This is a genomic window from Hymenobacter swuensis DY53, assembly GCF_000576555.1.
Taxonomy (GTDB): Bacteria; Bacteroidota; Bacteroidia; order Cytophagales; family Hymenobacteraceae; genus Hymenobacter; species Hymenobacter swuensis.
On record NZ_CP007145.1, the window covers coordinates 1,746,846 to 1,768,819 of the forward strand.

15 protein-coding genes are annotated in these 21,974 nt (G+C 62.8%); 14 read left to right on the plus strand and 1 reads right to left on the minus strand.

Going from position 1 to position 21,974, the window contains the following annotated elements:
- The first annotated feature begins 99 nt into the window (after positions 1-99).
- Positions 100-1,722, plus strand: a complete 1,623-nt coding sequence (locus HSW_RS08900) for a glycoside hydrolase family 43 protein (RefSeq protein ID WP_044001644.1) — start codon at positions 100-102, stop codon at positions 1,720-1,722.
- Positions 1,723-1,955: 233 nt separating this feature from the next.
- On the opposite strand, the gene HSW_RS08905 is transcribed toward HSW_RS08900, so the two are convergent.
- Positions 1,956-2,984 (minus strand): LacI family DNA-binding transcriptional regulator, encoded by a 1,029-nt coding sequence (locus HSW_RS08905; protein WP_044001645.1) that lies wholly within the window; start codon positions 2,982-2,984, stop codon positions 1,956-1,958.
- A gap of 317 nt (positions 2,985-3,301) precedes the next feature.
- Here HSW_RS08905 and kduD point away from each other — a divergent pair, with 317 nt between their 5' ends.
- The 13 genes from kduD (at position 3,302) to HSW_RS08975 (ending at position 21,944) form a co-directional block, all read left to right on the plus strand.
- Entirely contained in the window at positions 3,302-4,072 is a 771-nt protein-coding gene (kduD, locus tag HSW_RS08910; protein ID WP_044001646.1) for a 2-dehydro-3-deoxy-D-gluconate 5-dehydrogenase KduD, read from the plus strand.
- A 133-nt stretch (positions 4,073-4,205) separates the two neighbouring features.
- Entirely contained in the window at positions 4,206-5,036 is an 831-nt protein-coding gene (kduI, locus tag HSW_RS08915) for a 5-dehydro-4-deoxy-D-glucuronate isomerase (protein WP_044001647.1), read from the plus strand.
- A 54-nt stretch (positions 5,037-5,090) separates the two neighbouring features.
- The gene (locus HSW_RS08920; protein ID WP_044001648.1) at positions 5,091-8,342 is read left to right on the plus strand and encodes a SusC/RagA family TonB-linked outer membrane protein; all 3,252 of its coding nucleotides are present in this window, start codon (positions 5,091-5,093) and stop codon (positions 8,340-8,342) included.
- A 28-nt stretch (positions 8,343-8,370) separates the two neighbouring features.
- On the plus strand, positions 8,371-10,212 hold the full coding sequence (locus HSW_RS08925; protein ID WP_044001649.1) for a RagB/SusD family nutrient uptake outer membrane protein: 1,842 nt from the start codon (positions 8,371-8,373) through the stop codon (positions 10,210-10,212).
- A 174-nt stretch (positions 10,213-10,386) separates the two neighbouring features.
- Positions 10,387-10,695 (plus strand): cupin domain-containing protein, encoded by a 309-nt coding sequence (locus HSW_RS08930; protein ID WP_044001650.1) that lies wholly within the window; start codon positions 10,387-10,389, stop codon positions 10,693-10,695.
- A gap of 25 nt (positions 10,696-10,720) precedes the next feature.
- On the plus strand, positions 10,721-12,889 hold the full coding sequence (gene pelA, locus HSW_RS24735) for a pectate lyase (RefSeq protein ID WP_231501379.1): 2,169 nt from the start codon (positions 10,721-10,723) through the stop codon (positions 12,887-12,889).
- A 10-nt stretch (positions 12,890-12,899) separates the two neighbouring features.
- Positions 12,900-14,423 carry a tagaturonate reductase gene (locus tag HSW_RS08945; RefSeq protein WP_044001651.1) on the plus strand — a complete coding sequence of 508 codons (1,524 nt, stop codon included), beginning with the start codon at positions 12,900-12,902 and terminating at the stop codon, positions 14,421-14,423.
- A gap of 155 nt (positions 14,424-14,578) precedes the next feature.
- Positions 14,579-16,234: a UxaA family hydrolase gene (locus HSW_RS08950; RefSeq protein WP_044001652.1), complete on the plus strand. Its 1,656-nt coding sequence runs from the start codon at positions 14,579-14,581 to the stop codon at positions 16,232-16,234.
- A 222-nt stretch (positions 16,235-16,456) separates the two neighbouring features.
- Positions 16,457-17,887, plus strand: coding sequence for a glucuronate isomerase (gene uxaC / locus HSW_RS08955; protein ID WP_044001653.1), 1,431 nt, complete (start codon positions 16,457-16,459; stop codon positions 17,885-17,887).
- A 168-nt stretch (positions 17,888-18,055) separates the two neighbouring features.
- Positions 18,056-19,066 (plus strand): sugar kinase, encoded by a 1,011-nt coding sequence (locus HSW_RS08960; protein ID WP_044001654.1) that lies wholly within the window; start codon positions 18,056-18,058, stop codon positions 19,064-19,066.
- A gap of 171 nt (positions 19,067-19,237) precedes the next feature.
- On the plus strand, positions 19,238-19,897 hold the full coding sequence (locus HSW_RS08965; protein ID WP_044001655.1) for a beta/alpha barrel domain-containing protein: 660 nt from the start codon (positions 19,238-19,240) through the stop codon (positions 19,895-19,897).
- A 190-nt stretch (positions 19,898-20,087) separates the two neighbouring features.
- Entirely contained in the window at positions 20,088-21,446 is a 1,359-nt protein-coding gene (locus HSW_RS08970) for an MFS transporter (protein ID WP_052346801.1), read from the plus strand.
- 21 nt (positions 21,447-21,467) lie between these two features.
- On the plus strand, positions 21,468-21,944 hold the full coding sequence (locus tag HSW_RS08975) for a nuclear transport factor 2 family protein (protein ID WP_044001656.1): 477 nt from the start codon (positions 21,468-21,470) through the stop codon (positions 21,942-21,944).
- The last annotated feature ends 30 nt before the right edge of the window (positions 21,945-21,974 follow it).

The following is a 21,974-nucleotide window of genomic DNA, read 5'->3' on the forward strand; positions in this document are numbered from 1 at the left end:
GGATCTTCAGTTGAACGACAATCGTGAAAACGACTCGTGCTGATGTGTTAAGGTCCTTCGCTCCGCTCAGGATGACAGGAGGTTTTAAACCGTCTCCGTATGAAGTTTCGTCTGTTTCTGCTGGCTTTTCTGCTGCCGCTGGCCACCCGTGCTCAATCGACTATCTCGCAGGTGTGGGTGGCGGATCTGGGCAACGGCAGCTACAAAAACCCTGTTCTCTACGCCGACTACTCCGACCCCGATGTGGTGCGCGTGGGCCCGGATTATTACCTCACGTCGTCCAGCTTCAACAGCGCACCCGGCCTGCAAATTCTGCACTCCCGCGACCTGGTGAACTGGACAATTATCGGGGCCGCGTTCAGTCAGCAACTGCCTTTGGCGCGCTACAACCAGGCCCAGCACGGCAACGGCGTGTGGGCCCCGGCCATCCGCTACCACAAAAAGGAGTTCTACATTTATTATCCTGATCCAGACTTAGGCCTGTTCGTAACCAAGGCTAAAAACCCGGCCGGGCCCTGGAGTACGCCTATCTGCATAAAGGAAGCCCGGGGCTGGATTGACCCCTGCCCGCTCTGGGACGAGGACGGCCAAGCTTACTTGGTGCACGGCTTTGCCGGCTCGCGGGCGGGTTTTAAGAGCGTGCTGGCCGTGAGCCGGATGAGCCCCGACGGCCTGCGCTTGCTGGGCGACGAGGTGCTGGTATTCGACGGCCACGACCAGCACCCCACCATCGAGGGCCCCAAGTTCTACAAGCGCCACGGCTACTACTACATTTTCGCGCCGGGTGGGGGCGTGAGCACCGGCTGGCAGGTGGTGCTACGGTCCAAAAACGTGTTCGGCCCTTACGAAGACCGTATTGTGATGAACCAGGGCAAAACGCCCATCAACGGCCCGCACCAGGGTGCCTGGGTAGATACGCCCGATGGTAAGCAGGATTGGTTTCTGCACTTCCAAGATCAGGGCCCCTATGGTCGCGTGGTGCACCTGCAGCCGATGCAGTGGCGCAACGACTGGCCCATCATCGGCGAAGACCCAGACGGTGACGGCATGGGCCAGCCCGTTCTCACGCATCGCAAACCCGCCGTACGCGGCCCGCAGCCCCTGGCCACGCCCGCCACGTCCGACGAGTTCAGCAGCGCCGCGTTGGGGCTGCAGTGGCAGTGGCACGCCAATCCGCAGCCGGGCTGGGCGTTTCTGAACCAGAGCACGGGCACGTTGCGCGTGTACTCGGTGCCGCTGCCGGAAGGCACCAGGAACCTGTGGCCGGTGCCCAATCTGCTGCTGCAGAAGCTGCCTGCCGAGCAGTTCACAGCCACCGCCAAGCTCACCGTCACGCCCCGCATCGAAGGTGAAAAGGTCGGCCTCGTGATGATGGGCCTCGACTACGCCACGCTCACCCTGACCAACACCGGCGGCCAGCTGCAGCTAAGTCAGACGGTGTGCAAAGAGGCCGACAAACTTAGCCCGGAAGTGGCTGGTGCGCCCGTTTCCGTACCCGTGCGCCAGCCCGTGTACCTGCGTGTAGCTATGCAGCCCGGCGCGAAATGCCAGTTTAGCTATAGCCTCGACGGTCGGGCTTTCACGCCACTAGGCACCGTGTTTCAGGCCCGGGAAGGCAAGTGGATTGGCGCGAAAATGGGCCTGTTCTACACCCGTCCAAGCCAGACCAACGACGCCGGTACCGCCGACGTGGACTGGTTTCGGGTGGAGGCAGTGAAATGAGAAACCGGGGTAGAGACGCAAAATATTGCGTCTCATCGTTGCTGACGTTGTTCGAACCGTGCCTTGCCGCATCGTTCAACGACGAGACGCAAAATATTGCGTCTCTACAGCCGCGTAGAACAGCGCCGCCGTGGTTACGGTCTGGCGGCTAAATGAGCCTCCAGACTGGAGCACCTATACTACCTGCGTCAACGTGATAAGGTCCTTCGCAAGCTCAGGATGACAGTGTTTGTTTACAGCTTCACCGCTTCCAGGCGCGTTGAACTGCGCACGATCAGCTCGGTGGCAATCTGCACGGTTTCGATGGGGAGGGCGCGAAGCTTGCGCTCAATCTGGTCGATGAGGCGCTCGGCGGCTACTTGACCGATTTCCTGGGCGGGCTGCACTACGGTACTCAGTGGCGGGTCCAGCAGGTCGGCCACGTTGAGGTTGGTGAAGCCGATCAGTGACACGTCGTCGGGAATGTGCAGGTTACGCTGGCGTAGGGCCTGCAGGCAGCCCACGGCCAGGCGGTCGGAGGCCGTGAAGAAGGCGTCGGGCGGCGACTCCAGGTGCATCAACTCGTCTACCATCGGGCCCACCTCATCGGGACCGAAAGTGCCATAGCGAATCAGGGTTTCGTCGAATTCTAAGCCGTTTTGCTCCAGCGCGGCGCGGTAGCCCGCCAAGCGCTCCTGTGTGATGCTGAGCCAGGGTTGAATGGTGAGGTGGGCAATGCGGCGGCGCCCGCTTCGGATCAGGTGCTCAGTGGCGGCAAAGGCTCCACCGAAGTTATCGGCCACTACCTTAGTCACGTTCAGCTCGCTGGAAACCCGGTCGAACAGCACCAGCGGCACGTTTTTATCCAGCACGTCCTGCAGGTGCGTCACGTCGGAGGTTTCACTTGACAGCGACATAAGTAGCCCGTCCACCTTGCGCGACATGGCCTGCTGCACGTTGGCCATTTCCCGTTCGTAGCTTTCCTGGCTCTGGAAGATGATAACGTGGTAGCCGCGGTTGTAGGCAATGGCCTCGATGCCGTTGATGGCCTGCGAGAAAAAGTAGTTGGCCACCTGGGGCAGAATCACGCCGATGGCGCGGCTGGCGCTGCCCTTCAGGCTGAGCGCAATAGGGTTGGGGCGGTAGTTGAGCCGCTCGGCGCACTCCATCACCAGCCGCTTGGTTTCGGGGTTGATTTCGTAGCTGCCCCGCAGCGCCCGTGATACCGTGGAAGTGGAGATGCCCAGCTCGCGGGCAATGTCTTTGATGGTGTAAACTTCCACGGGTAAAAGCGGACTGAAGGTGAGACGAAAGGAGCAGAGCGAGTGGGTACTTACTAAAGTACAAGAACGAAGCTAGTGATTACCCACCGGCTCCGGGCCGGAAAAGTAGCGATACCGGGTGAATTTATGGAAATCAGCCTCGCAAAAACCGTTCTGGCGGTACGTTGGCAACGTTCCCGACATCGTTTGCGCAAATTATTAAGATGATATTCTTCCGAATGGAAAAGGCTTCCTGTAACCTTAATCATGTCGATTGACCACCGGCGGTTTTAAAACTACACCGGTCTTCTTCGAAAAGTTTACAACGCCTTCTGCTCATGTCGCTTGCCGCCTCCTTTGATTTAACAGGTAAAGTCGCCCTGGTAACCGGCTGCAACCGGGGTATCGGGCAGGCTATGGCGCTGGGGCTGGCCGAAGCCGGCGCCGACATCATCGGTGTATCGGCCACGCTGGCCCTGGAAGGCTCCGACACGGCGCAGCAGGTGCAGGCTTTGGGCCGGCAGTTTCACGCCTACCAGGCCGACTTCAGCCGCCGCGCCGCCGTGGATGCCTTCCTGGAACAGGTGCAGCAGGATTTCCCCCGCATCGATATTCTGATCAACAACGCCGGCACCATCCGGCGCGCCCCCGCCGCCGAGCACGCCGACGCCGACTGGGACAACGTACTAGCCATCAACCTCGACGCCCCGTTCCGGCTGGCCCGGGCTATTGGGGGCCGGATGCTGGCGCAGGGCTCGGGCAAAATCATTTTCACGGCCTCGCTGCTTACGTTTCAGGGCGGCATCAACGTGCCGGGCTACGCGGCCAGTAAGGGCGCCATCGGCTCCTTGGTGAAGGCGCTGGCTAACGAGTGGGCGGGCCGGGGCGTGAACGTGAATGCCATTGCCCCCGGCTACATCGCCACCGACAACACTGAAGCTTTGCGCCAGGACCTTGAGCGCAGCAGCAGCATCCTGGGCCGCATCCCGGCCGGCCGCTGGGGCCAGCCCGACGACTTCAAAGGCCCGACGGTCTTCCTCGCTTCCGAAGCCGCCAGCTACGTCCACGGCACCATCCTCACCGTGGATGGCGGCTGGATGGGACGGTAGAGTAACTGAGTAAGCGGAGTAACTGAGTTAACCGTTCTGACATCAGCACATACAACTACTCAGTTACTCCACTTACTCAGTTACTCTGCCCTTACTCAGCTACTCAGCTACTCACTTACTCAGTTACTCAAACATGCGTCAGTATTACGCCATCGGCCCGCGCGAAACAGCGGCAATGAACACTGCCGAGCTGCGGGAGAATTTCCTGCTCGAAAACCTGTTTGTGGCCGGTGATATTCAATTGGTGTACACGCACTACGACCGGATGATGGTGGGTGGCGTGGTGCCCACGGCCGCGCCCATTGCGTTGCCAAACCCCGCTAATCTGAAAGCCGACTTCTTTTTGCAGCGCCGGGAGCTGGGCATCCTCAATATTGGGGCGGCTGGTACCGTGACGGTGGACGGCACCGCCTACGAGCTGGGCCGCCAGGACTGCCTGTACGTGGGTCGCGGTGCCCGAGAAGTGGTTTTTGCCAGCCTTGAATCCGCCACGCCAGCTAAGTTCTACCTGCTTTCCACGCCGGCTCACGCCAGCTGCCCCACCACCCGCCTCACGCAGGCCGAGGCCACGCCCGTGACCATGGGCGCGCTGGAAACCGCCAATCAGCGCACCATCTACAAGTACATCTACTCCGAAGGCATCCAAAGCTGCCAGCTGGTGATGGGCCTCACGCAGCTGCACGCCGGCAGCGTCTGGAATACCATGCCCGCCCACACCCACGACCGGCGCATGGAAGCCTACCTCTACTTCGATTTGCCCGAGGGCCAGCGCGTGCTGCACCTCATGGGCCAGCCCCAGGAAACCCGCCATTTGTGGGTAGGTGAGGGGCAGGCCATTCTTTCCCCGCCGTGGTCCATTCACTCGGGCTGCGGCACGGCCGGCTACACCTTCATCTGGGGGATGGGCGGCGAAAACCAGGAGTACACCGACATGGACCCCGCGCCTATTGCGGAACTGCGCTAGCTCCCCAGGCCCGCGCAGCACCAGTTCCCACACCAATTCCCACACCAGTTCGTCATGAAAAAAAATCTACTGTTGCTGGCTCCCTTGTTGGCGGCCGTCGCAGCTCCCGCCTGGGCCCAGGAACGTCGCGTTCAAGGGGTTGTTAAGTCGGATAAGGGCGAGGCCTTGCCCGGCGTGACGGTGGTGGTGAAAGGCACCACTGCCGGCGCCAGCACCGACGGCGAAGGCCGCTTCAGCTTGGCCGTGCCTGCCAACGCCACCCTGCGCTTCAGCTACATCGGCTTCCTGCCGTTCGAGGTAGCAGTAGGCGACCGAACCGACTTCAGCGTAGCGCTGAAGGAGGACAGTAAGACGCTCGACGACGTGGTGGTCATCGGCTACCAGGCCGTGCAGCGCCGCGACGTGACGGGCTCGGTATCGTCGGTGAGTGCCCAGCAGATCAAGGATATTCCGGTAAACTCCGCCGCCGAGGCCCTGACCGGCCGGCTGGCGGGCGTGCAGCTGACCTCATCGGAAGGCACGCCCGGCAACCAGGACGTGCGGGTGCGGGTGCGGGGCGGGGGCTCTATTACCCAGGACAACTCGCCGCTCTATATCGTGGACGGCATCCAAATTGAAAACGCGCTGAGCGTGATTGCGCCCCAGGATATTGCCTCTGTGGACGTGCTCAAGGATGCTTCGGCCACGGCCATTTATGGGGCGCGCGGGGCCAACGGCGTCGTGATTATCACCACCAAAAAGGGCATCGAGGGCAAAACCGTCATCAGCTACAACGGCTTTGCCGGCTTCCGTCGCATCAGCAAGAAGCTAGGTGTACTCAAGCCCGATGATTACCTCAACTACCAGTTTGAGCGCGCCCAGCAAGCCGGCGCGGCCGGGCAGGGCGGCCTGAGCACGTTCGCCAAGCTGTTTGGCTCGCGCAATTATATGAGCGACACGCTCACCCGCGCCCGCCAAGCCCCGTTTATTGACTGGCAGGATGAGATTTTCGGGCGCGACGCTTTCCAGCAGACGCATAACCTGTCGGTAGCCGGCGGGGTGAAGGGTACCACCTACTCGCTGAGCCTGACCCACAACGACGAGGACGGCATCCAGCGCGGCTCCGACTACACCCGCAACCTGGTCAACTTCCGCTTCGATACCAAAGCCACCGAGAAGCTGCGTGTAGGCCTGAATTTGCGCTTCAACGACCAGATTACCAACGGTGCCGGCACCTCTACCTCGGGTTCCAGCGTGACCTCCCGCCTGCGCAACACGGTGCAGTACATGCCGCTTTCGGTGCCCAACTCCTCGGGCGTGGTGGTGGACCCCAACACCTTCGACGACGACTTCTTCACCAACTCCTCGCTGGTCAACCCGCTCATCACCATCGACAGCGAGTACCGCCGTGACAAGCGCCGCACCTTCAACATCGGGGGCAACGTGGGCCTGGAGCTGATGAAGGGCCTTACCTTCCGCTCTACGGCCGGTATCGACATCACCAATTTCGACCTGAGCACGTTCAACGGCCGGTTTTCGCCCACCATCCGGCAGGCGGCCGGCGGCTACCTGAACCTGCCGTTTGCCACCATCACCACGGCCAACCAGCTCACGTTCAATAACAGCAACGTGCTGGATTACTCGCTGGCCACCGGCAAGCACCAGATTGGCGTGCTGCTGGGCGAGGAAACCTACCAGCAGCAAACCAAGCAGCAATACATCCAGACCAACTACCTGCCGCTGGATATTACCGCTGAGCGGGCCTTGGCCAACATCAACCAGGGTGTGCTGCCGGCCGGCGTAACGGCCCAGCCCGTGCTGCCCAATACCAGTATCCCGAATGACTACCGCCTACTCTCGGGCTTCGGCCGGCTGACGTACTCATTTGATGATAAATACCTGTTCACGGGCACGTTCCGGGCCGATGGCTCGTCGAAGTTCCGCGACGGGAACCGCTGGGGCTACTTCCCGGGCGCATCGGTGGCCTGGCGCATTTCCAAGGAGGAGTTCTTCAAGGGCGTACCGGCCGTGTCGGACCTGAAATTCCGCCTCAGCTACGGGCAGGCCGGCAACAACCGCATCAACGACTTCCTGTACGACCAGCTGTTCGGGGCCGGCAACGCGCCGTACTACCTCAACCACCTGCAGGTGCTGGGCTCCTCGGCCACCACGCTGCCCAACCCCGACCTGAAGTGGGAAGTAACCACCTCCCGCGACTTCGGAGTGGACCTGGCGCTGTGGGACAACCGGGTGCAGTTTACCGGCGACATCTACTACAACACCACGACCGATCTGCTCATCAACCGGCCCATTCCGCCGTTCCTGGGCTACACCAGCCAGCTCCAGAACATCGGCAAAACCTCCAACAAGGGCATCGAGCTGCAGTTGACGGGTAACATCGTCAGCAAGCCCAACTTCACCTGGACGGCCACGGCCAACGCCTCCCTGAACCGGGGCAAGATTGAAAGCCTGGGCTCGGGGCTGGAGGAAATTCCGGGTATTGCCTCGGGTTGGGCTGGCACTGCCCTCAACCGCGACTACGTGGCCCGCGTGGGCCAGCCGGTGGGGCAGATGTTCGGGTACGTGACGGACGGCTACCTGACCGCCGACGACTTTGAAACCTACAACACCACTACCCAGACCTGGACGCCCAAGGCCGGCTTGGTGAACAACCTGGGTCTGATCGGCGAAACGGCCTTCCGTCCCGGCCTCATCAAGCTCAAGGACCTGAACGGGGACGGCCTGATCAACGACCAGGACCAGACGGTTATCGGCGACGCCAACCCCAAGGTGGCCGGCGGCCTGAACCAGCAGTTCACGTTCCATAACTTCGACGCCAGCGTATTCCTCAACTTCGTGCTGGGCAACGACATCTACAACGCCAACAAGCTGGAGTTCACCTCCAACACGGCCAATACCGTGTTCAGCAACGTGCTGGATGTGATGGAGGACCGCTACCGCACCATCAACGCCGACGGCACGCCCATTACCGATCTGGCTACGTTGCGCCAGGTAAACCAGAACGCCAGCATCTGGACGCCCACCCGCAACTACTTCCTGCACTCCTGGGCCGTGGAGGATGGTTCCTTCCTGCGCATCAACAACGTGACGCTGGGCTACACCCTGCCCAAGGCCCTGACCACCCGGGCCAAGGTGCAGCAGCTGCGCTTCTACGTGACGCTTAACAACCTATATACCTTCACCAAATACACCGGCTACGACCCGGAGGTGAACACCCGCCGCTCGTCGCCGCTCACGCCCGGCGTTGATTACGCGGCCTACCCGCGCAGCCGTGCCTTCCTGTTCGGCCTGAACCTGTCCCTGTAATTCCCACCCGCTTTTTGCTCACCGCACTATGAAATCCTTTGTTTCCGTTCGGGCCGCACTGGCCGGGCTGGCCCTGGCGGGCAGCGCCGGGGTAATCACCTCCTGCAAAGACTTCCTCGACGTGGAGGCGCTGGCCCTGAACACCACGGCCTCCACCTTCAGCACCGTGGCCGGGGCCACGGCCGCCGTCATCGGGGCCTACGACCCGCTCTCGGGCGACCCGGGCTACGGCCAGCGCATCAGCACCTATTTCCCGTATGATTCCGACGAGATGATCGGGTCGTCGGGGGCCGCTGACGGGGCGCGGCGCAGCATTGCCCGCTACCGGTCGCTGGCTACCAACACCGAAATCACGAACCCCTGGAATACGCTGTACCAGGGCGTGGAGCGCAGCAATATCTGCATTCAGCAGATTCCGCAGATGGCCCTCTACAATGGCGGTACCGCCGCCGATACAGCCGCCCTGCACCGCCTGCACGGGGAGGTGCTCACGCTGCGGGCTCAGTACTACTTTGAGCTGATCCGCAACTGGGGCGACGTGCCCGCGCAGTTCACGCCCTCGGTTTCGGGCCAGGATTTCAACCTGCCCAACGCCGACCGCAACGCCACGCTTACCCGTCTGATTGCCGATTTGCTGGAAGCAGAAAAGCTGGTGCCCTGGCGCACCCGCGCCGGTGCCGCCAGTGAGCGAATCACGAAAGGGGCAGTGAAGGCCCTGCGCGCCCGCCTGGCTTTGTACCGGGGCGGCTACTCGCTGCAGGGCAACCAGATGACGCGCCCCGCCGACTACCTCGACTACTACCGCATTGCCCGCGACGAGTGCGCCGGCCTGCTGGCCAACCGGGGGGAGCACACGCTCAACGCCAGTTTCCTGGAGCTGTTCAGGAGCATCAATGAGCAGCGTCCTGAAGCTGCCAACGAAATTATGTTCCAGGTGGGCATGGGCGGCTCCACGGCCGCGTCGGACAGCAAGCTGGGCTACTACAACGGCCCGCGCCTGAACGCCTCGCCCATCTATGGCTCCACGCAGGGCGCCGTGACGGTGGTGCCGACGTACTTTTACGCCTTCGACTCGCTGGACGCCCGCCGCGACGTGACCATCACCACGTACAGCATTCCGGCCACCAACTTCCAGACCGGGGTGGCCCTGGGCGCTATTACCGACGGCAAGTTCCGGCGCGACTGGCACTCGCCCGCCATTCCGGGCACCGGCAACTACCTGGGCTACAACTGGCCGCTCATCCGCTTTGCCGATGTGCTGCTGATGTTTGCCGAAACCGAAAACGAGCTGAACGGCCCCACCGCCGCTGCTCAGAACGCTTTGCTGGAAGTACGCACCCGCGGCTTCGGCGGCAACCGCACCCGCGCCCTGGCCGGCCTGGATCTGAGTTCGAAAGCCAGTTTCTTCAACGCTCTGGTGAACGAGCGGTACCTGGAGTTCGGCAGTGAAGGCATCCGCAAGTACGATTTGCTTCGCTGGAACCTGTTCGAAACCAAGCTGGCCGAAACCAAGGCCAACCTGCTGAAGCTGGCCCTCAACCAAGCCCCGTATCAGAACGTGCCCCAGTACATGTACTACCGCACGCCGGCCGCCGGCAACGTGCAGTGGGCGCGCTCCTTCTACCGTCCGGCCCCCGCAACGGCGCCCACTGGCACCGTGCGCGTGAACTGGCGCCAGGCCATTGACGCGGCCTACATTGCCAATACCCGGCCCACCGGTACCACCGCCACCGTCGGCACAGCCACGGCCACCAGCATCGGCTCCGGTCTCGCCGCCGAGTACGTGCCCGGCCAGGGCAAGGAACTGCTGCCCATCCCGCAGAGCACCCTCGCCGCCGACCCAGCCCTGAAGCAGAATTTCGGCTACTAATTCAGCTGCTAGCTGCTGGCTGTTGGCCAATGGGCCGTCATGCTGAGCGTAGCCGGAGGCGGAGTCGAAGCATCTCTACCGCTTCGTTGTGGTAGTAATCCAACGAAGCGGTAGAGATGCTTCGGCAAGCTCAGCATGACGGTCTAATACTCCTCCATCTCATCCTAACTCACCATGAACAACGAAACCTGGCTGACCGTGGCCGACGGCGTACAGCGGCGGGTACTGACCCACGGGCCTGACCTGATGCTGGTGAAAGTGCGGTTTGAAACCGGCGGCATCGGGGCGCGGCATCAGCACGTGCACAGCCAGATTACCTACGTGGAAAGCGGGGTGTTCCGGTGCGTGGTGGGGGAGGAGGAAATGGTGCTGCGCGCCGGCGAAACGTTCTATGCCGCGCCCAACGTGTGGCACGGCGTGGAGTGTCTGGAAGCCGGCGTGCTGCTCGATTCGTTCAGCCCCATGCGGGAAGATTTTGTGTAAACGCGGCGGCTGACGCCTACTGTCTATGAAACGAGTATTGACCTTGCTGTTCCTGCTGGTGGGGGTTGGGGAAATGGGAATCTTTACGGCCCGAGCCCAGCAGGTAACGGTGGCAGCGGATGGTTCGGGGCAGTTCCGGACCATCCAGGCTGCGCTCAACAGCTTGCCCAACGAGGCCACCAAGCCGCGCACGGTGTACATCAAAAACGGCACCTACTGCGAGAAAGTGCTGCTCGATGGCAAGCAGAACATCATCCTCAGAGGCCAGAGCGAAAAGGGCGTGGTGCTGACCTACAGTCAGGCCCGTGACGCCTGGCGCTGCGACCCGGCCGGTGGGCCCGACGACTTCGGGGCCGCCACCCTCAATCTGCGCAACTCGCCCGACATCACGCTGGAAAACCTCACGGTGCTGAACCCTTATGGCTTCGAGGCCGCCGGCGACGTGCTCATTCCCTGCCCCCAGGAGCCCAGCGGCCAGCGTAAAGTGGGCAAAACCGGCCACCAGATGGCCCTGCGCACCATGCCCGGTACCACCCGCCTCATCGTGAAGCACTGCACCTTCCGGGCCCTGGGCGGCGACACTGTGAGCCCCTGGGACGTGGACGCCGGCCTGTACTACTTTCAGGACTGCACGATGGAAGGCGGCGTGGATTTCTACTGCCCCCGGGGCTGGGCTTACGCCGAAAACTGCCGGTTCATCTGCCACAATCCCAACGCCGCCATCTGGCACGATGGCTCGGGGGAGGAAGACCAGAAAACGGTGCTGAAAAACTGCCGCTTTGAGGGCGACCCAAACTTCAAGCTCGGCCGCTTCCACCGGGAGGCGCAGTTCTACCTCATCAACTGCCGCTTCGCCAAGGAAATGGCCGATGCCGATATCTACTGGGCCGAATCGGGGCCCGGGGCCAAGCAGTGGGGCCGCCGCGTGTACTACGCCGGCTGCCACCGCGAAGGCGGCGACTACGCCTGGTTCCAGGACAACCTGAGCGCGGCCAAAGGCAGCCCCAAAGCCCGCCAGGTTTCGGCCGACTGGACCTTCGGGGGCCGTTGGTATCCTAAATCGAAACGGCCGGCTACGGTGCCGCTGAAGGCTGCCGCGCCCGGCCCCGATAAGTACGCCGGCCTGCCCCGCCAGACGCTGGTAGCCGCCGAAACCGGCGCGGCCGCGCTGCCCAACGCCACGGCCGCCGCGCTGGCCGCCCCCCTGCGTGACTCGGTGGCCGACCGGATGCTGGTGTACCAGCGCGCCGTGGGCGGCTGGCCCAAGGCGGTGAACGAGGTGAAGGTGAAATACGACCACCCGCTGACGGCCGCCGAGCGCGCCGCTGCCCGTGCCATCACCAGCAAGCCCGACGCCACCATCGACAACGAGGCTACCACCCGCGAAATCCGCTACCTGGCCGGGGCTTTTGCCACCACCCGCAACCCCGTTTACCGGGCTGCCGCCGAGAAAGGGGTGCGCTACCTGCTGCAGATGCAGTACCCCAACGGCGGCTTTCCGCAGTACTACCCCGACCTGAGCAGCTACCGCCACCAGATTACCTACAACGACGACGCCATGATTCGGGCCCTGCAGGTGCTGCGCGACGTGAGCCGCCGCGCCAACGGCCTGGAAGTGCTGGACGCCGCGCTGACGGAGCCCGCCCAGCAGGCCGTGAACCGCGGCATCGAGTGCATCCTGAAAACCCAGTATGTGCAAAACGGCACGCTGACGGCCTGGTGCGCTCAGCACGACGAGAAAACCCTACTGCCGGCCAAGGCCCGCGCCTTTGAGCTGGCCGCGCTCAGCGGCATGGAAACCGTGAACATCGTGCGCTTTCTGATGGACACGGAGAACCCCACGCCCGCCATCAGAAAATCGGTGGAGGCCGCCGTGGCCTGGCTGGAGGCGGTGAAGCTGCAGGGCTTCGCCGTGAAAGACCAGCCCGACCCCAAGCAGCCGAAAGGCTTCGACCGGGTGCTGGTGCCCGAGGCCGGCTCCGTTATCTGGGCCCGCTTCTACGATCTGAAAACCAACCAGCCCATCTACGTGGGGCGCGACTCGCAGCCCCGTGCGGCCCTCGCCGACATCGAGTACGAGCGCCGCACCGGCTACGCCTACGCCGGCGTGTGGCCCGCCAAGCTGCTGAGCCGCGACTACCCGCGCTGGCAGCAAAAATGGAACAGCAACGCCCCGCAGGGCCGCAACAACTAACGGTTTTATCATGCCGCAACTTTCCCGTCAACTTCTCTCGCCGGCCGCCGCCGGCCCCGTGGCCCTGCCGTCGGCTGACCTGCTGAACCTGCCCGAAAAAGTGCTGCAATTCGGCACCGGCGTGCTGCTGCGCGGCCTGCCCGATTACCTCATCGACAAAGCCAACCGCCAGGGCATCTTCAACGGCCGCATTGTGGTGGTGAAAAGCACCGACGGCGGCGACATCGACGCCTTCCGCCGCCAGGACGGCCTCTACACCCTCGGCATCCGGGGCATTGAGGACGGCCGGGAAATTTCCGAAAACGTGGTGTGCGGGGCCATTAGCCGGGTGCTGTCGGCCAAAAGCCAGTGGGCCGATATCCTGGCCTGCGCCGCCAACCCCGAGCTGACGGTTGTCATTTCCAACACCACCGAAGTCGGCATCCAGCTCGTTTCCGACGACATCACCCAGAGCCCGCCCCAGTCGTTTCCGGGCAAGCTGCTGGCGTTTCTGCTGGCCCGCTACCACGCGTTTCAGGGCGACAAAACCCGCGGCCTGGTGATTGTGCCCACCGAGCTGATTCCGGAAAACGGCAGCAAGCTGGAAAGCATTTTGCTGGAGCAGGCCCACCGCAATAACCTCGACGCCGAGTTCATCGACTGGCTGGAAACGGCCAATCAGGTGTGCAACTCGCTGGTGGACCGCATCGTGCCCGGCCGCCCCGACGCGGCCACCCAAACGGCCCTGGAAACCGAGCTGGGCTACCACGACGAGCTACTGACCATGTCGGAGGTGTACACGCTCTGGGCCATTGAGGGCGACGCCCGGGTGAAGCAGGTGCTCAGCTTCGAGCAGGCCGACGCCGGCGTGGTGGTACAGCCCGATATCAACTTGTTCCGGGAGCTGAAGCTGCGCCTGCTCAACGGCACGCACACACTCAGCTGCGGCCTGGCCTTCCTGGCCGGTCTGCCCACCGTGCGCGAGGCTATGGAAGACGCCGACCTGGCCGGCTTCATTCACAACCTGATGCTGGGGGATCTGCTGCCCGGCATCCCGTACGCCGTGGATGAGAAAGTGGGCCAGCGCTTCGGTATGCAGGTCCTCGACCGGTTCCGCAACCCCGCCATCGAGCACCGCTGGCTCTCGATTTCGATGAACTACACGGCTAAGCTGCAGATGCGCTGCGTGCCCACGCTGCTGCATTACCACCGCAAGCTGCAGGCCGTGCCGCATTACATAGCCCTGGGCTTTGCCGCCTACCTGCGCTTCATGCGCGCCACCCGGCAGGAGGGAGGCGTGTGGTACGGCGAAGCCAACGGCCAGCCCTACCCGATTCAGGACGAAAAGGCCAGCTACTTCGCCGACCTCTGGCAGCGCCTGGAGCCCGCCGAGCTGACCCGCACCGTGCTGCACAACCAAACCCTCTGGGGCCACGACCTGCTGCTGCTCCCCGGCTTCGCCGACTGCGTGACCCGCTACCTGGAGCAGCTGTTGGAGCTGGGTGCCCCCGCCACCGTCGCCCACGCCCTCAACCGCAAGCCGGTGGCAGTGTAAAGACGCGACCCCAAAAGAACGTCATGCTGAGCGAAGCCGAAGCATCTCTACCGCTTCGTTCTCACGATTGAGTTAGCCAGCGGTAGAGATGCTTCGACTACGCCTCCGGCTTCGCTCAGCATGACGGTTTATCAGCTTAACTGCTCCAATAAAAAATGAAACACCTGGTAGCCAAAATTCACCCCGACGATAACGTGCTGGTGGCCCTGCAGGACCTGCCGGTGGGCACGCCCGTGACGTGGGACGGCACCACCGTAACCACCACCGAAAAGATACCCGCCAAGCACAAGCTGGCCCTGCAGTTCCTGGCTCCCGGCGACCCGGTGCACATGTACGGCGTGCTGGTGGGCAAAGCGGCCCAGGCCATCGGCGTGGGTGGCCTGCTCACCACCAGTAACATGCGCCACGCTACCGACAGCTACGACGAGCACCGCCAACACCGCCCGGAGTGGCCCGCCCCCGAAGTAAGCCAGTGGCAGGAACGCACCTTCCAGGGCTTTCACCGCCCCGATGGTCGCGTGGGTACCGCCAACTACTGGCTGGTAATTCCGCTGGTGTTCTGCGAAAACCGCAACATTCAGGTGTTGGAAGAAGCCCTGATAAACGACTTAGGCTACGCCCGCCGCAAAAGCTACCAGCCCCAGACGCAGGAGTTGATTTCCCTGCTGCGGGCCGGCAAAACCGTGGAGGAAATCCTGGCCACCGATCTGCACTCGGCCGAGGACGGTCAGGCCCGGCCCCGCCTGTTTCCGAACGTGGACGGCGTGCGGTTCCTGACCCACGAGGGCGGCTGCGGCGGCATCCGGCAAGATGCCCAGACGCTGTGCGGCCTGCTGGCCGGCTACATCACCCACCCCAACGTGGCGGGCGCTACTGTGCTCAGTCTGGGCTGCCAGAACGCGCAGGTGAGCATGCTGCAGGCCGAAATTGACCGGCGCAGTCCCGGCGGGCTGCAGAAGCCGCTGTATATTTTGGAACAGCAGAAAATCGGGACCGAGGAGGCGCTTATCAGCACGGCTCTGCGCCAGACGTTTGCCGGCCTCATGCTGGCCAACCAAGCTACCCGCCAGCCCGCCCCGCTCAGCAAGCTCTGCATCGGGCTGGAGTGCGGCGGCTCCGACGGCTTCTCTGGCATCTCAGCCAACCCCGCCGTGGGCCACGTCTCCGATCTGCTGGTGGCCTTGGGCGGCTCCGTGATTCTGGCCGAATTCCCCGAGCTGTGCGGTGTGGAACAGGAGTTGGTGGACCGCTCCGTGGATACGGCCACGGCCGAGCGGTTCAGCTCCCTGATGAAGGCCTACGGCGACTCGGCCGTGGCCGTGGGCTCGGGCTTCGACATGAACCCCTCGCCCGGCAACATCCGCGACGGGCTGATTACCGACGCCATGAAATCGGCTGGGGCGGCCCGCAAGGGCGGCTCCTCGCCGGTAGTGGCCGTGCTCGACTATCCCGAGCTGGTGACGCAGCCCGGCCTGAACCTGCTCTGCACTCCCGGCAACGACGTGGAATCGACGACGGCGGAGGTGGGTTCGGGGGCCACGGTGGTGCTGTTCACCACCGGCCTGGGCACGCCCACCGGCAACCCCATTGCCCCGGTCGTCAAGATCAGCAGCAACACGGCCCTGGCCCGCCGCATGCCCGATATCATCGACCTGAACACTGGCACCGTCATCGACGGGGAAGAAACCATCGAACAGGCCGGCGCCCGCATCCTCGACTACGTGGTGCGCGTGGCCAGCGGCGAGGAAGTAGCCGCCGTCCGCCACGACCAGACAGATTTCATCCCTTGGAAACGCGGGGTGAGTCTGTAGGTTGGTTTTTGGTCGTTGGTGGACGATTGTTAGTGCTCTGAATGACGGGCTAACAACCGAAGGCCACTCACCAACAACGAAGTCCCCGGCTACCGGGAACGTTTGCGTAGATAAATATGCGTTTCGACGCCGGAAACGGCACTTATCGGGGAGGGAACCCGGTATCTTTAACCGACCCATCCTTCCCACCCACCAGGAACCACCCGCTAGTTTTTGCCGCTTATGAAGCCCTTTCTCAACGAGGATTTCCTGCTCCGGACCGCTACGGCCCGCACGCTCTACCACGAGTATGCCCAGCAGATGCCCATCATTGATTACCACAACCACCTGCTGCCCGACCAGATTGCCGAGGACCGGCAGTTCGACACCATTACGCAGGTGTGGCTCTACGGTGACCATTACAAGTGGCGGGCTATGCGCACCAACGGCGTGCCCGAACGCTACATCACCGGCGACGCCTCCGACTGGGAGAAGTTCGAAAAATGGGCCGAAACCGTGCCCCAGACTGTGCGCAACCCGCTCTACCACTGGACGCACCTGGAGCTGCAGCGCTACTTCGGCATCACGGAGCTGCTGAGCCCGGCCTCGGCCCGCCGCATCTACGACCAGTGCAACGCCCTGCTGCAAACCCCCGAGTACTCGGTGCGCAACCTGCTGCGCAAGATGAACGTGGAGGCCCTCTGCACCACCGACGACCCTTCTGACTCCCTGGAGCACCACCGCGCCCTGCAAAGCAGCGGCTTCGAAATTCAGGTGCTGCCCACGTTCCGCCCCGATAAGGTTATGGCCGTGGAGGACGCCGCCAGCTACAATGCCTACCTCGACAAGCTGGGCCAGTCGGCGGCCGTGGACATCCACACCTACCACGACCTGCAAACGGCTCTGCGCCTGCGCCACGACTACTTCGCGGCCCTGGGCTGCCGCCTTTCCGACCACGGCTTGGAGCAGCTCTACGCCGCCGACTACACTGACGCAGAAATTAACGACATCTTCCTGAAGATTCGGGGAGGAAAAGAACTGATCCCGGCCGAGGTAGTGCAGTTCAAATCGGCCCTGCTGATTCTGTTGGCCGAAATGGACTGGGAAAAGGGCTGGACCCAGCAGTTCCACCTGGGCGCGCTGCGCAACAACAACGCCCGCATGCTGCGCCAGCTCGGCCCCGATACTGGCTGGGACTCCATCGGCGACTTCTCGCAGGGCCGCGCGCTATCCACCTTCCTCGACCGCCTCGACGGGCAGGACAAGCTGGCCAAAACCATCCTCTACAACCTCAACCCCGCCGACAACGAGCTGATGGCCACGATGGTGGGCAACTTCAACGACGGCTCGGTGGCGGGCAAGGTGCAGTTCGGCTCTGGCTGGTGGTTCCTGGACCAGAAGGATGGCATGGAAAAGCAGCTCAACGCCCTGAGCAACATGGGCCTGCTGAGCCGCTTCGTGGGTATGCTCACCGATTCGCGCAGCTTCCTTTCATACCCGCGCCACGAGTATTTCCGCCGCGTGCTCTGCAACCTGCTGGGCCAGGACGTGGAAAACGGCGAGCTGCCCCACGACCTGGAACTGCTCGGGAGCATCGTGCAGAACATCTGCTACCACAACGCCAAAGCCTACTTCGGCTTCGAGAAAGTACCCGCCGAAACGGCCGCGGTGTAAGAACGTCAACTCCCTTCCTTGGAAAGGAGGGGTTGGGGGTGGTTGACAATCGTTGAACAGCCCTTGAAGCACTAGCTCTAGTAATCGTTCTTCCCTCTTCAACCACCCCCAGCCCCTCCTTTCCAAGGAGGGGAGCTAGCTCTAGCTTTGTTCCCCAGCATCCCTCACATGAAGCAAGTCGTCACCTTTGGTGAAATCATGATGCGGTTGTCGCCGCCGTTGCAGAACCGCTTGTCGCAGGCCAGTTCGCTGGATATCACCTACGGCGGCGGCGACGCCAACGTGGCTGCCGGGCTGGCCTACCTGGGCGTGCCGGCCGCCCACGCCGGCTGCTTCCCTGATAACGCCGTGGGCCAGGCCGCCGCCCAGCATTTCCGGGGCCACGGCGTGGACATGCAGCACTGCGTGTTTCGGGGGCAGCGGCTGGGGCTATACTTCTTGGAAGTAGGCGCTTCATTGCGGGCCAGCCGCATCGTGTACGACCGCTACGATTCGGCCTTTGCCAACCTGCAGCCCGAGTGGTTTAACTGGGACGAGGTATTCCGGAATGCCCAGTGGCTGCACTGGACGGGCATCACGCCCGCCATTTCGGCCACGGCGGCCCAGGCCACCCGCGAGGCCATTGCCGCCGCCCGCCGCCTCGGCCTCACCATATCGGCCGACGTGAACTACCGCCGCAACCTGTGGCAGTACGGCCAGCGCGCCCAGGACGTGATGCCCGAACTGGTAGCCGGCTGCGACCTAATAGTCTGCACCGAAGGCGACGCCGAGGACCTGTTCGGCATCCGGGCCGTCCCCGATACCGACAACAGCTTTGTGTCGATGAGCGAGCAGCTGATAGCCCGGTTTCCGCAGATCCGGACGGTCATTGCCACCCGCCGTGACACCCGCAGCGCCTCGCATGAGCGCATCCAAGGCCTGGCCTTCAGCGGCGGCGACTACTACGAAACCGAGTTCTTCGACATCAACCCCGTGGTGGACCGCATCGGGGGCGGCGACTCCTTCATTTCCGGCTTCATCTACGGCCAGCTAACCTACCCCACGGTGCAGCAGGCCCTCACGTTTGCCGTGGCCGCCTCCGCCCTCAAGCACACCATCCCCGGCGACATCAACCTGGTAACCGCCGCCGAAGTCGAGCACATCGTGGCCGGCAACACCACCGGCCGCCTGCTGCGGTAAGGGTGGCGGCGATGAACGTCATGCTGAGCGCAGCCGAAGTATCTCTACCGCTTCGTCTGATTAGCCTTACAACGAAGCGGTAGAGATGCTTTAACTGCGGCTGCGCACCCTGGCTTGATTCGCCACATGCTCAGCATGACAAGAAAACAGCAACTAATAGCTCAACAACACATGCCCCGCTTCTCCCCCGAGTATATCCTCGAAACCGTGCTGCGCTACCCGGTGGTGCCGGTGTTCTACCACGCCGACGCGGCATTTGCCCAGCGGATTCTGGCTGCCTGCTACGCGGGCGGACTGCGCGTGTTTGAGTTTACCAACCGGGGCAGCAATGCCTTTGATGTATTTGAGCAGCTGGTGGCCTACGTGTACGACCACTGCCCGGATATGCTGCTGGGCATCGGGACCATTTACACGGCGGAGGAGGCCAACCGCTTCATCCGGGCCGGAGCCGACTTCGTGGTGCAGCCCTGCCTTACGGCCGACGTGGCCGATGCCTGCCGCCGCAGCGGTACGCCCTGGCTGCCCGGCACCATGACGGTTTCGGAAGTATTCCAGGCCACCCGCCTGGGCGCGGCTCTCGTGAAAATCTTCCCCGGCAACGTGCTCGGGCCGGGCTTTATCAAAAGCCTGCGCGGGCCGATGCCTACGGTGCCGCTGATGGTAACCGGCGGCGTGGAGCCCACTGAAGCCAGCCTGCGCGAGTGGTTTGGGGCCGGCGTGAACGTGGTAGGCATGGGCTCCCAACTCTTCAAGAACCCCGATGATACCGAGGCGCTAAGCCGGCAGATTGCCGATCTGTTAGCCTTCGCCCAAACCGCCGTGTCATCCTGAGCGGAGCGAAGGACCTTCTCACGCCTGAACGAGCCGTGTTAACGGGATAAGGTCTTTCGCTCCGCTCAGGATGACAGCGCCGATTATGCCGACAGCGCCAGATACCCTGTCCAGTGCCAGCCGGTTGCCCCAACGGCCGGCTGCTACAAATTCCCTTTCCAGTATCAGCCCCCGAATTCCCATGAGCGCCATGATACAGACTTCCGCCGCCGCGCCCCCGGCCGCGCCGCCAACTACCGGCCTCGGCCGGTACCGCTGGACGATTTGCGGGCTGGTGTTTTTCGCCACTACCGTCAACTACCTCGACCGGGCCGTTATTTCCCTGCTTAAGCCTTACCTCGAAACCGAGTTCAAGTGGAACGCGGGCGACTACGCTAACATAGAAATTGCCTTCAAGCTGGCGTATTCGCTGGGCATGTTGGGCGTGGGGCGGGTTATTGATAAGCTCGGGACCAAAATCGGCTACGCGCTGTCTACTTTTCTGTGGAGTCTGGCGGCCATTGGACACGCGTTTGTGAGCAGCACCATCGGTTTTTCGGTGGCGCGGGCGTTTCTGGGGGTTACGGAGGCCGGTAACTTTCCGGCCGCTATCAAAACCACGGCCGAGTGGTTTCCGCAGAAGGAGCGGGCCCTGGCTACCGGCATCTTCAACTCGGGCTCCAATGTGGGGGCCATTATTGCTCCGCTCACGGTGCCGCTCATTGCCGAAACCATCGGCTGGAAATGGGCCTTCGTGATTACCGGGGCGCTGGGTTTCGTGTGGCTGGCCTTATGGTTCTGGCTCTACGAAGTGCCCGCCCGCCAAGCCCGCCTCACCCAGGCCGAGTTCGACTACATCCACAGCGACGTGGACGACCAGGCCGCCGCGGCCATTACTACCGAGCCCAAGGTGTCGTGGTTTAAGCTGCTCACCTTCCGCCAGACCTGGGCTTTCGTGCTGGGCAAATTCCTCACCGACCCGGTGTGGTGGTTTTACCTGTTCTGGCTCCCCGATTTCCTCAGCAAGCAGTACGGCCTCAAGGGCACTGATATTGCTTTGCCCGTGGCCATGGTGTACATGCTCTCGAGCGTGGGCAGCGTGGGCGGCGGCTGGATTCCGCTCAACTTCATTAAGCGCGGCTGGGCCCCGTTCCGGGCCCGCAAAACCAGCATGTTGCTCATTGCCTTGTGCGTGTTCCCGATTGTGTTTGCCCAGCAACTGGGGCAGGTAAATATGTGGCTGGCGGTGTTGGTGATTGGTATTGCGGCGGCGGCTCACCAGGCCTGGAGCGCCAATATCTTCACCACCGTCTCGGATATGTTTCCCAAGAAAGCCGTGGCCTCGGTGACGGGCATTGGGGGCATGGCCGGGGGCTTCGGCGGTATCGTGCTGTCGGCGCTGGTACAGAAGCGCATGTTCGTGTACTACGAAAGCATCGGGCAGCTCGATAAGGCCTATTTCATCATGTTCTGGATTTGCGGCGCGGCCTACCTGCTGGCCTGGGTGCTGATGCACTTCCTGGCCCCCCGCATGAAGCGTATCGACCTCGACGCGGCCCCCGCGGCCTAACCTTTTCTTCTTTCCCAAGCTATGAAAAAACTACTGCTGTTGCTGGCCCTGCTGGGGCTGGCCGGGCCGTTCTATGCCTTCGCCCAGGCCACCAAAAAAGACCAGGCCGCTGCCAAAGAAGTGGAGCTGCTGGAGCGCCAGCGTTTCGAGGCCCAGGTGAAAAAGGATTACGCCGTGCTGGAACGGGTGTTTGCCGACGACCTGGTGTACACGCACTCCAACGGCAAGCAGAACAACAAGCAGGAATACCTCCAGAGCATCCGTGACGGCAAAAGCCAGTACGACAAGATTGAGGTGGAAGCCCTGAACGTGCGCGCCTACCAAGACGGCCACACCGCCGTGGTCAACGGCACCATTACTATCACCCTGCCCAATAAGCCCGACGGCACGCCCAACCTAGCTCACCTCAAGTACGTGGTGGTGCAAATCAAAGACCCCAAAAAAGGCTGGCAGGTAGTGCTCTGGCAAAGCCAGAAACAGCCCGACGCCAAGAGCTGACAAGTTGCCCGGTCCGGCGGCTGCAAGCCG

What these genes read in the sequence shown, in the direction of transcription:
- HSW_RS08900 (WP_044001644.1), top strand. Translation starts at nt 100, where the DNA reads ATGAAGTTTCGTCTGTTTCTGCTGGCTTTTCTGCTGCCGCTGGCCACC.
- kduD (WP_044001646.1), top strand. Translation starts at nt 3,302, where the DNA reads ATGTCGCTTGCCGCCTCCTTTGATTTAACAGGTAAAGTCGCCCTGGTA.
- kduI (WP_044001647.1), top strand. Translation starts at nt 4,206, where the DNA reads ATGCGTCAGTATTACGCCATCGGCCCGCGCGAAACAGCGGCAATGAAC.
- HSW_RS08920 (WP_044001648.1), top strand. Translation starts at nt 5,091, where the DNA reads ATGAAAAAAAATCTACTGTTGCTGGCTCCCTTGTTGGCGGCCGTCGCA.
- HSW_RS08925 (WP_044001649.1), top strand. Translation starts at nt 8,371, where the DNA reads ATGAAATCCTTTGTTTCCGTTCGGGCCGCACTGGCCGGGCTGGCCCTG.
- HSW_RS08930 (WP_044001650.1), top strand. Translation starts at nt 10,387, where the DNA reads ATGAACAACGAAACCTGGCTGACCGTGGCCGACGGCGTACAGCGGCGG.
- pelA (WP_231501379.1), top strand. Translation starts at nt 10,721, where the DNA reads ATGAAACGAGTATTGACCTTGCTGTTCCTGCTGGTGGGGGTTGGGGAA.
- HSW_RS08945 (WP_044001651.1), top strand. Translation starts at nt 12,900, where the DNA reads ATGCCGCAACTTTCCCGTCAACTTCTCTCGCCGGCCGCCGCCGGCCCC.
- HSW_RS08950 (WP_044001652.1), top strand. Translation starts at nt 14,579, where the DNA reads ATGAAACACCTGGTAGCCAAAATTCACCCCGACGATAACGTGCTGGTG.
- uxaC (WP_044001653.1), top strand. Translation starts at nt 16,457, where the DNA reads ATGAAGCCCTTTCTCAACGAGGATTTCCTGCTCCGGACCGCTACGGCC.
- HSW_RS08960 (WP_044001654.1), top strand. Translation starts at nt 18,056, where the DNA reads ATGAAGCAAGTCGTCACCTTTGGTGAAATCATGATGCGGTTGTCGCCG.
- HSW_RS08965 (WP_044001655.1), top strand. Translation starts at nt 19,238, where the DNA reads ATGCCCCGCTTCTCCCCCGAGTATATCCTCGAAACCGTGCTGCGCTAC.
- HSW_RS08970 (WP_052346801.1), top strand. Translation starts at nt 20,088, where the DNA reads ATGATACAGACTTCCGCCGCCGCGCCCCCGGCCGCGCCGCCAACTACC.
- HSW_RS08975 (WP_044001656.1), top strand. Translation starts at nt 21,468, where the DNA reads ATGAAAAAACTACTGCTGTTGCTGGCCCTGCTGGGGCTGGCCGGGCCG.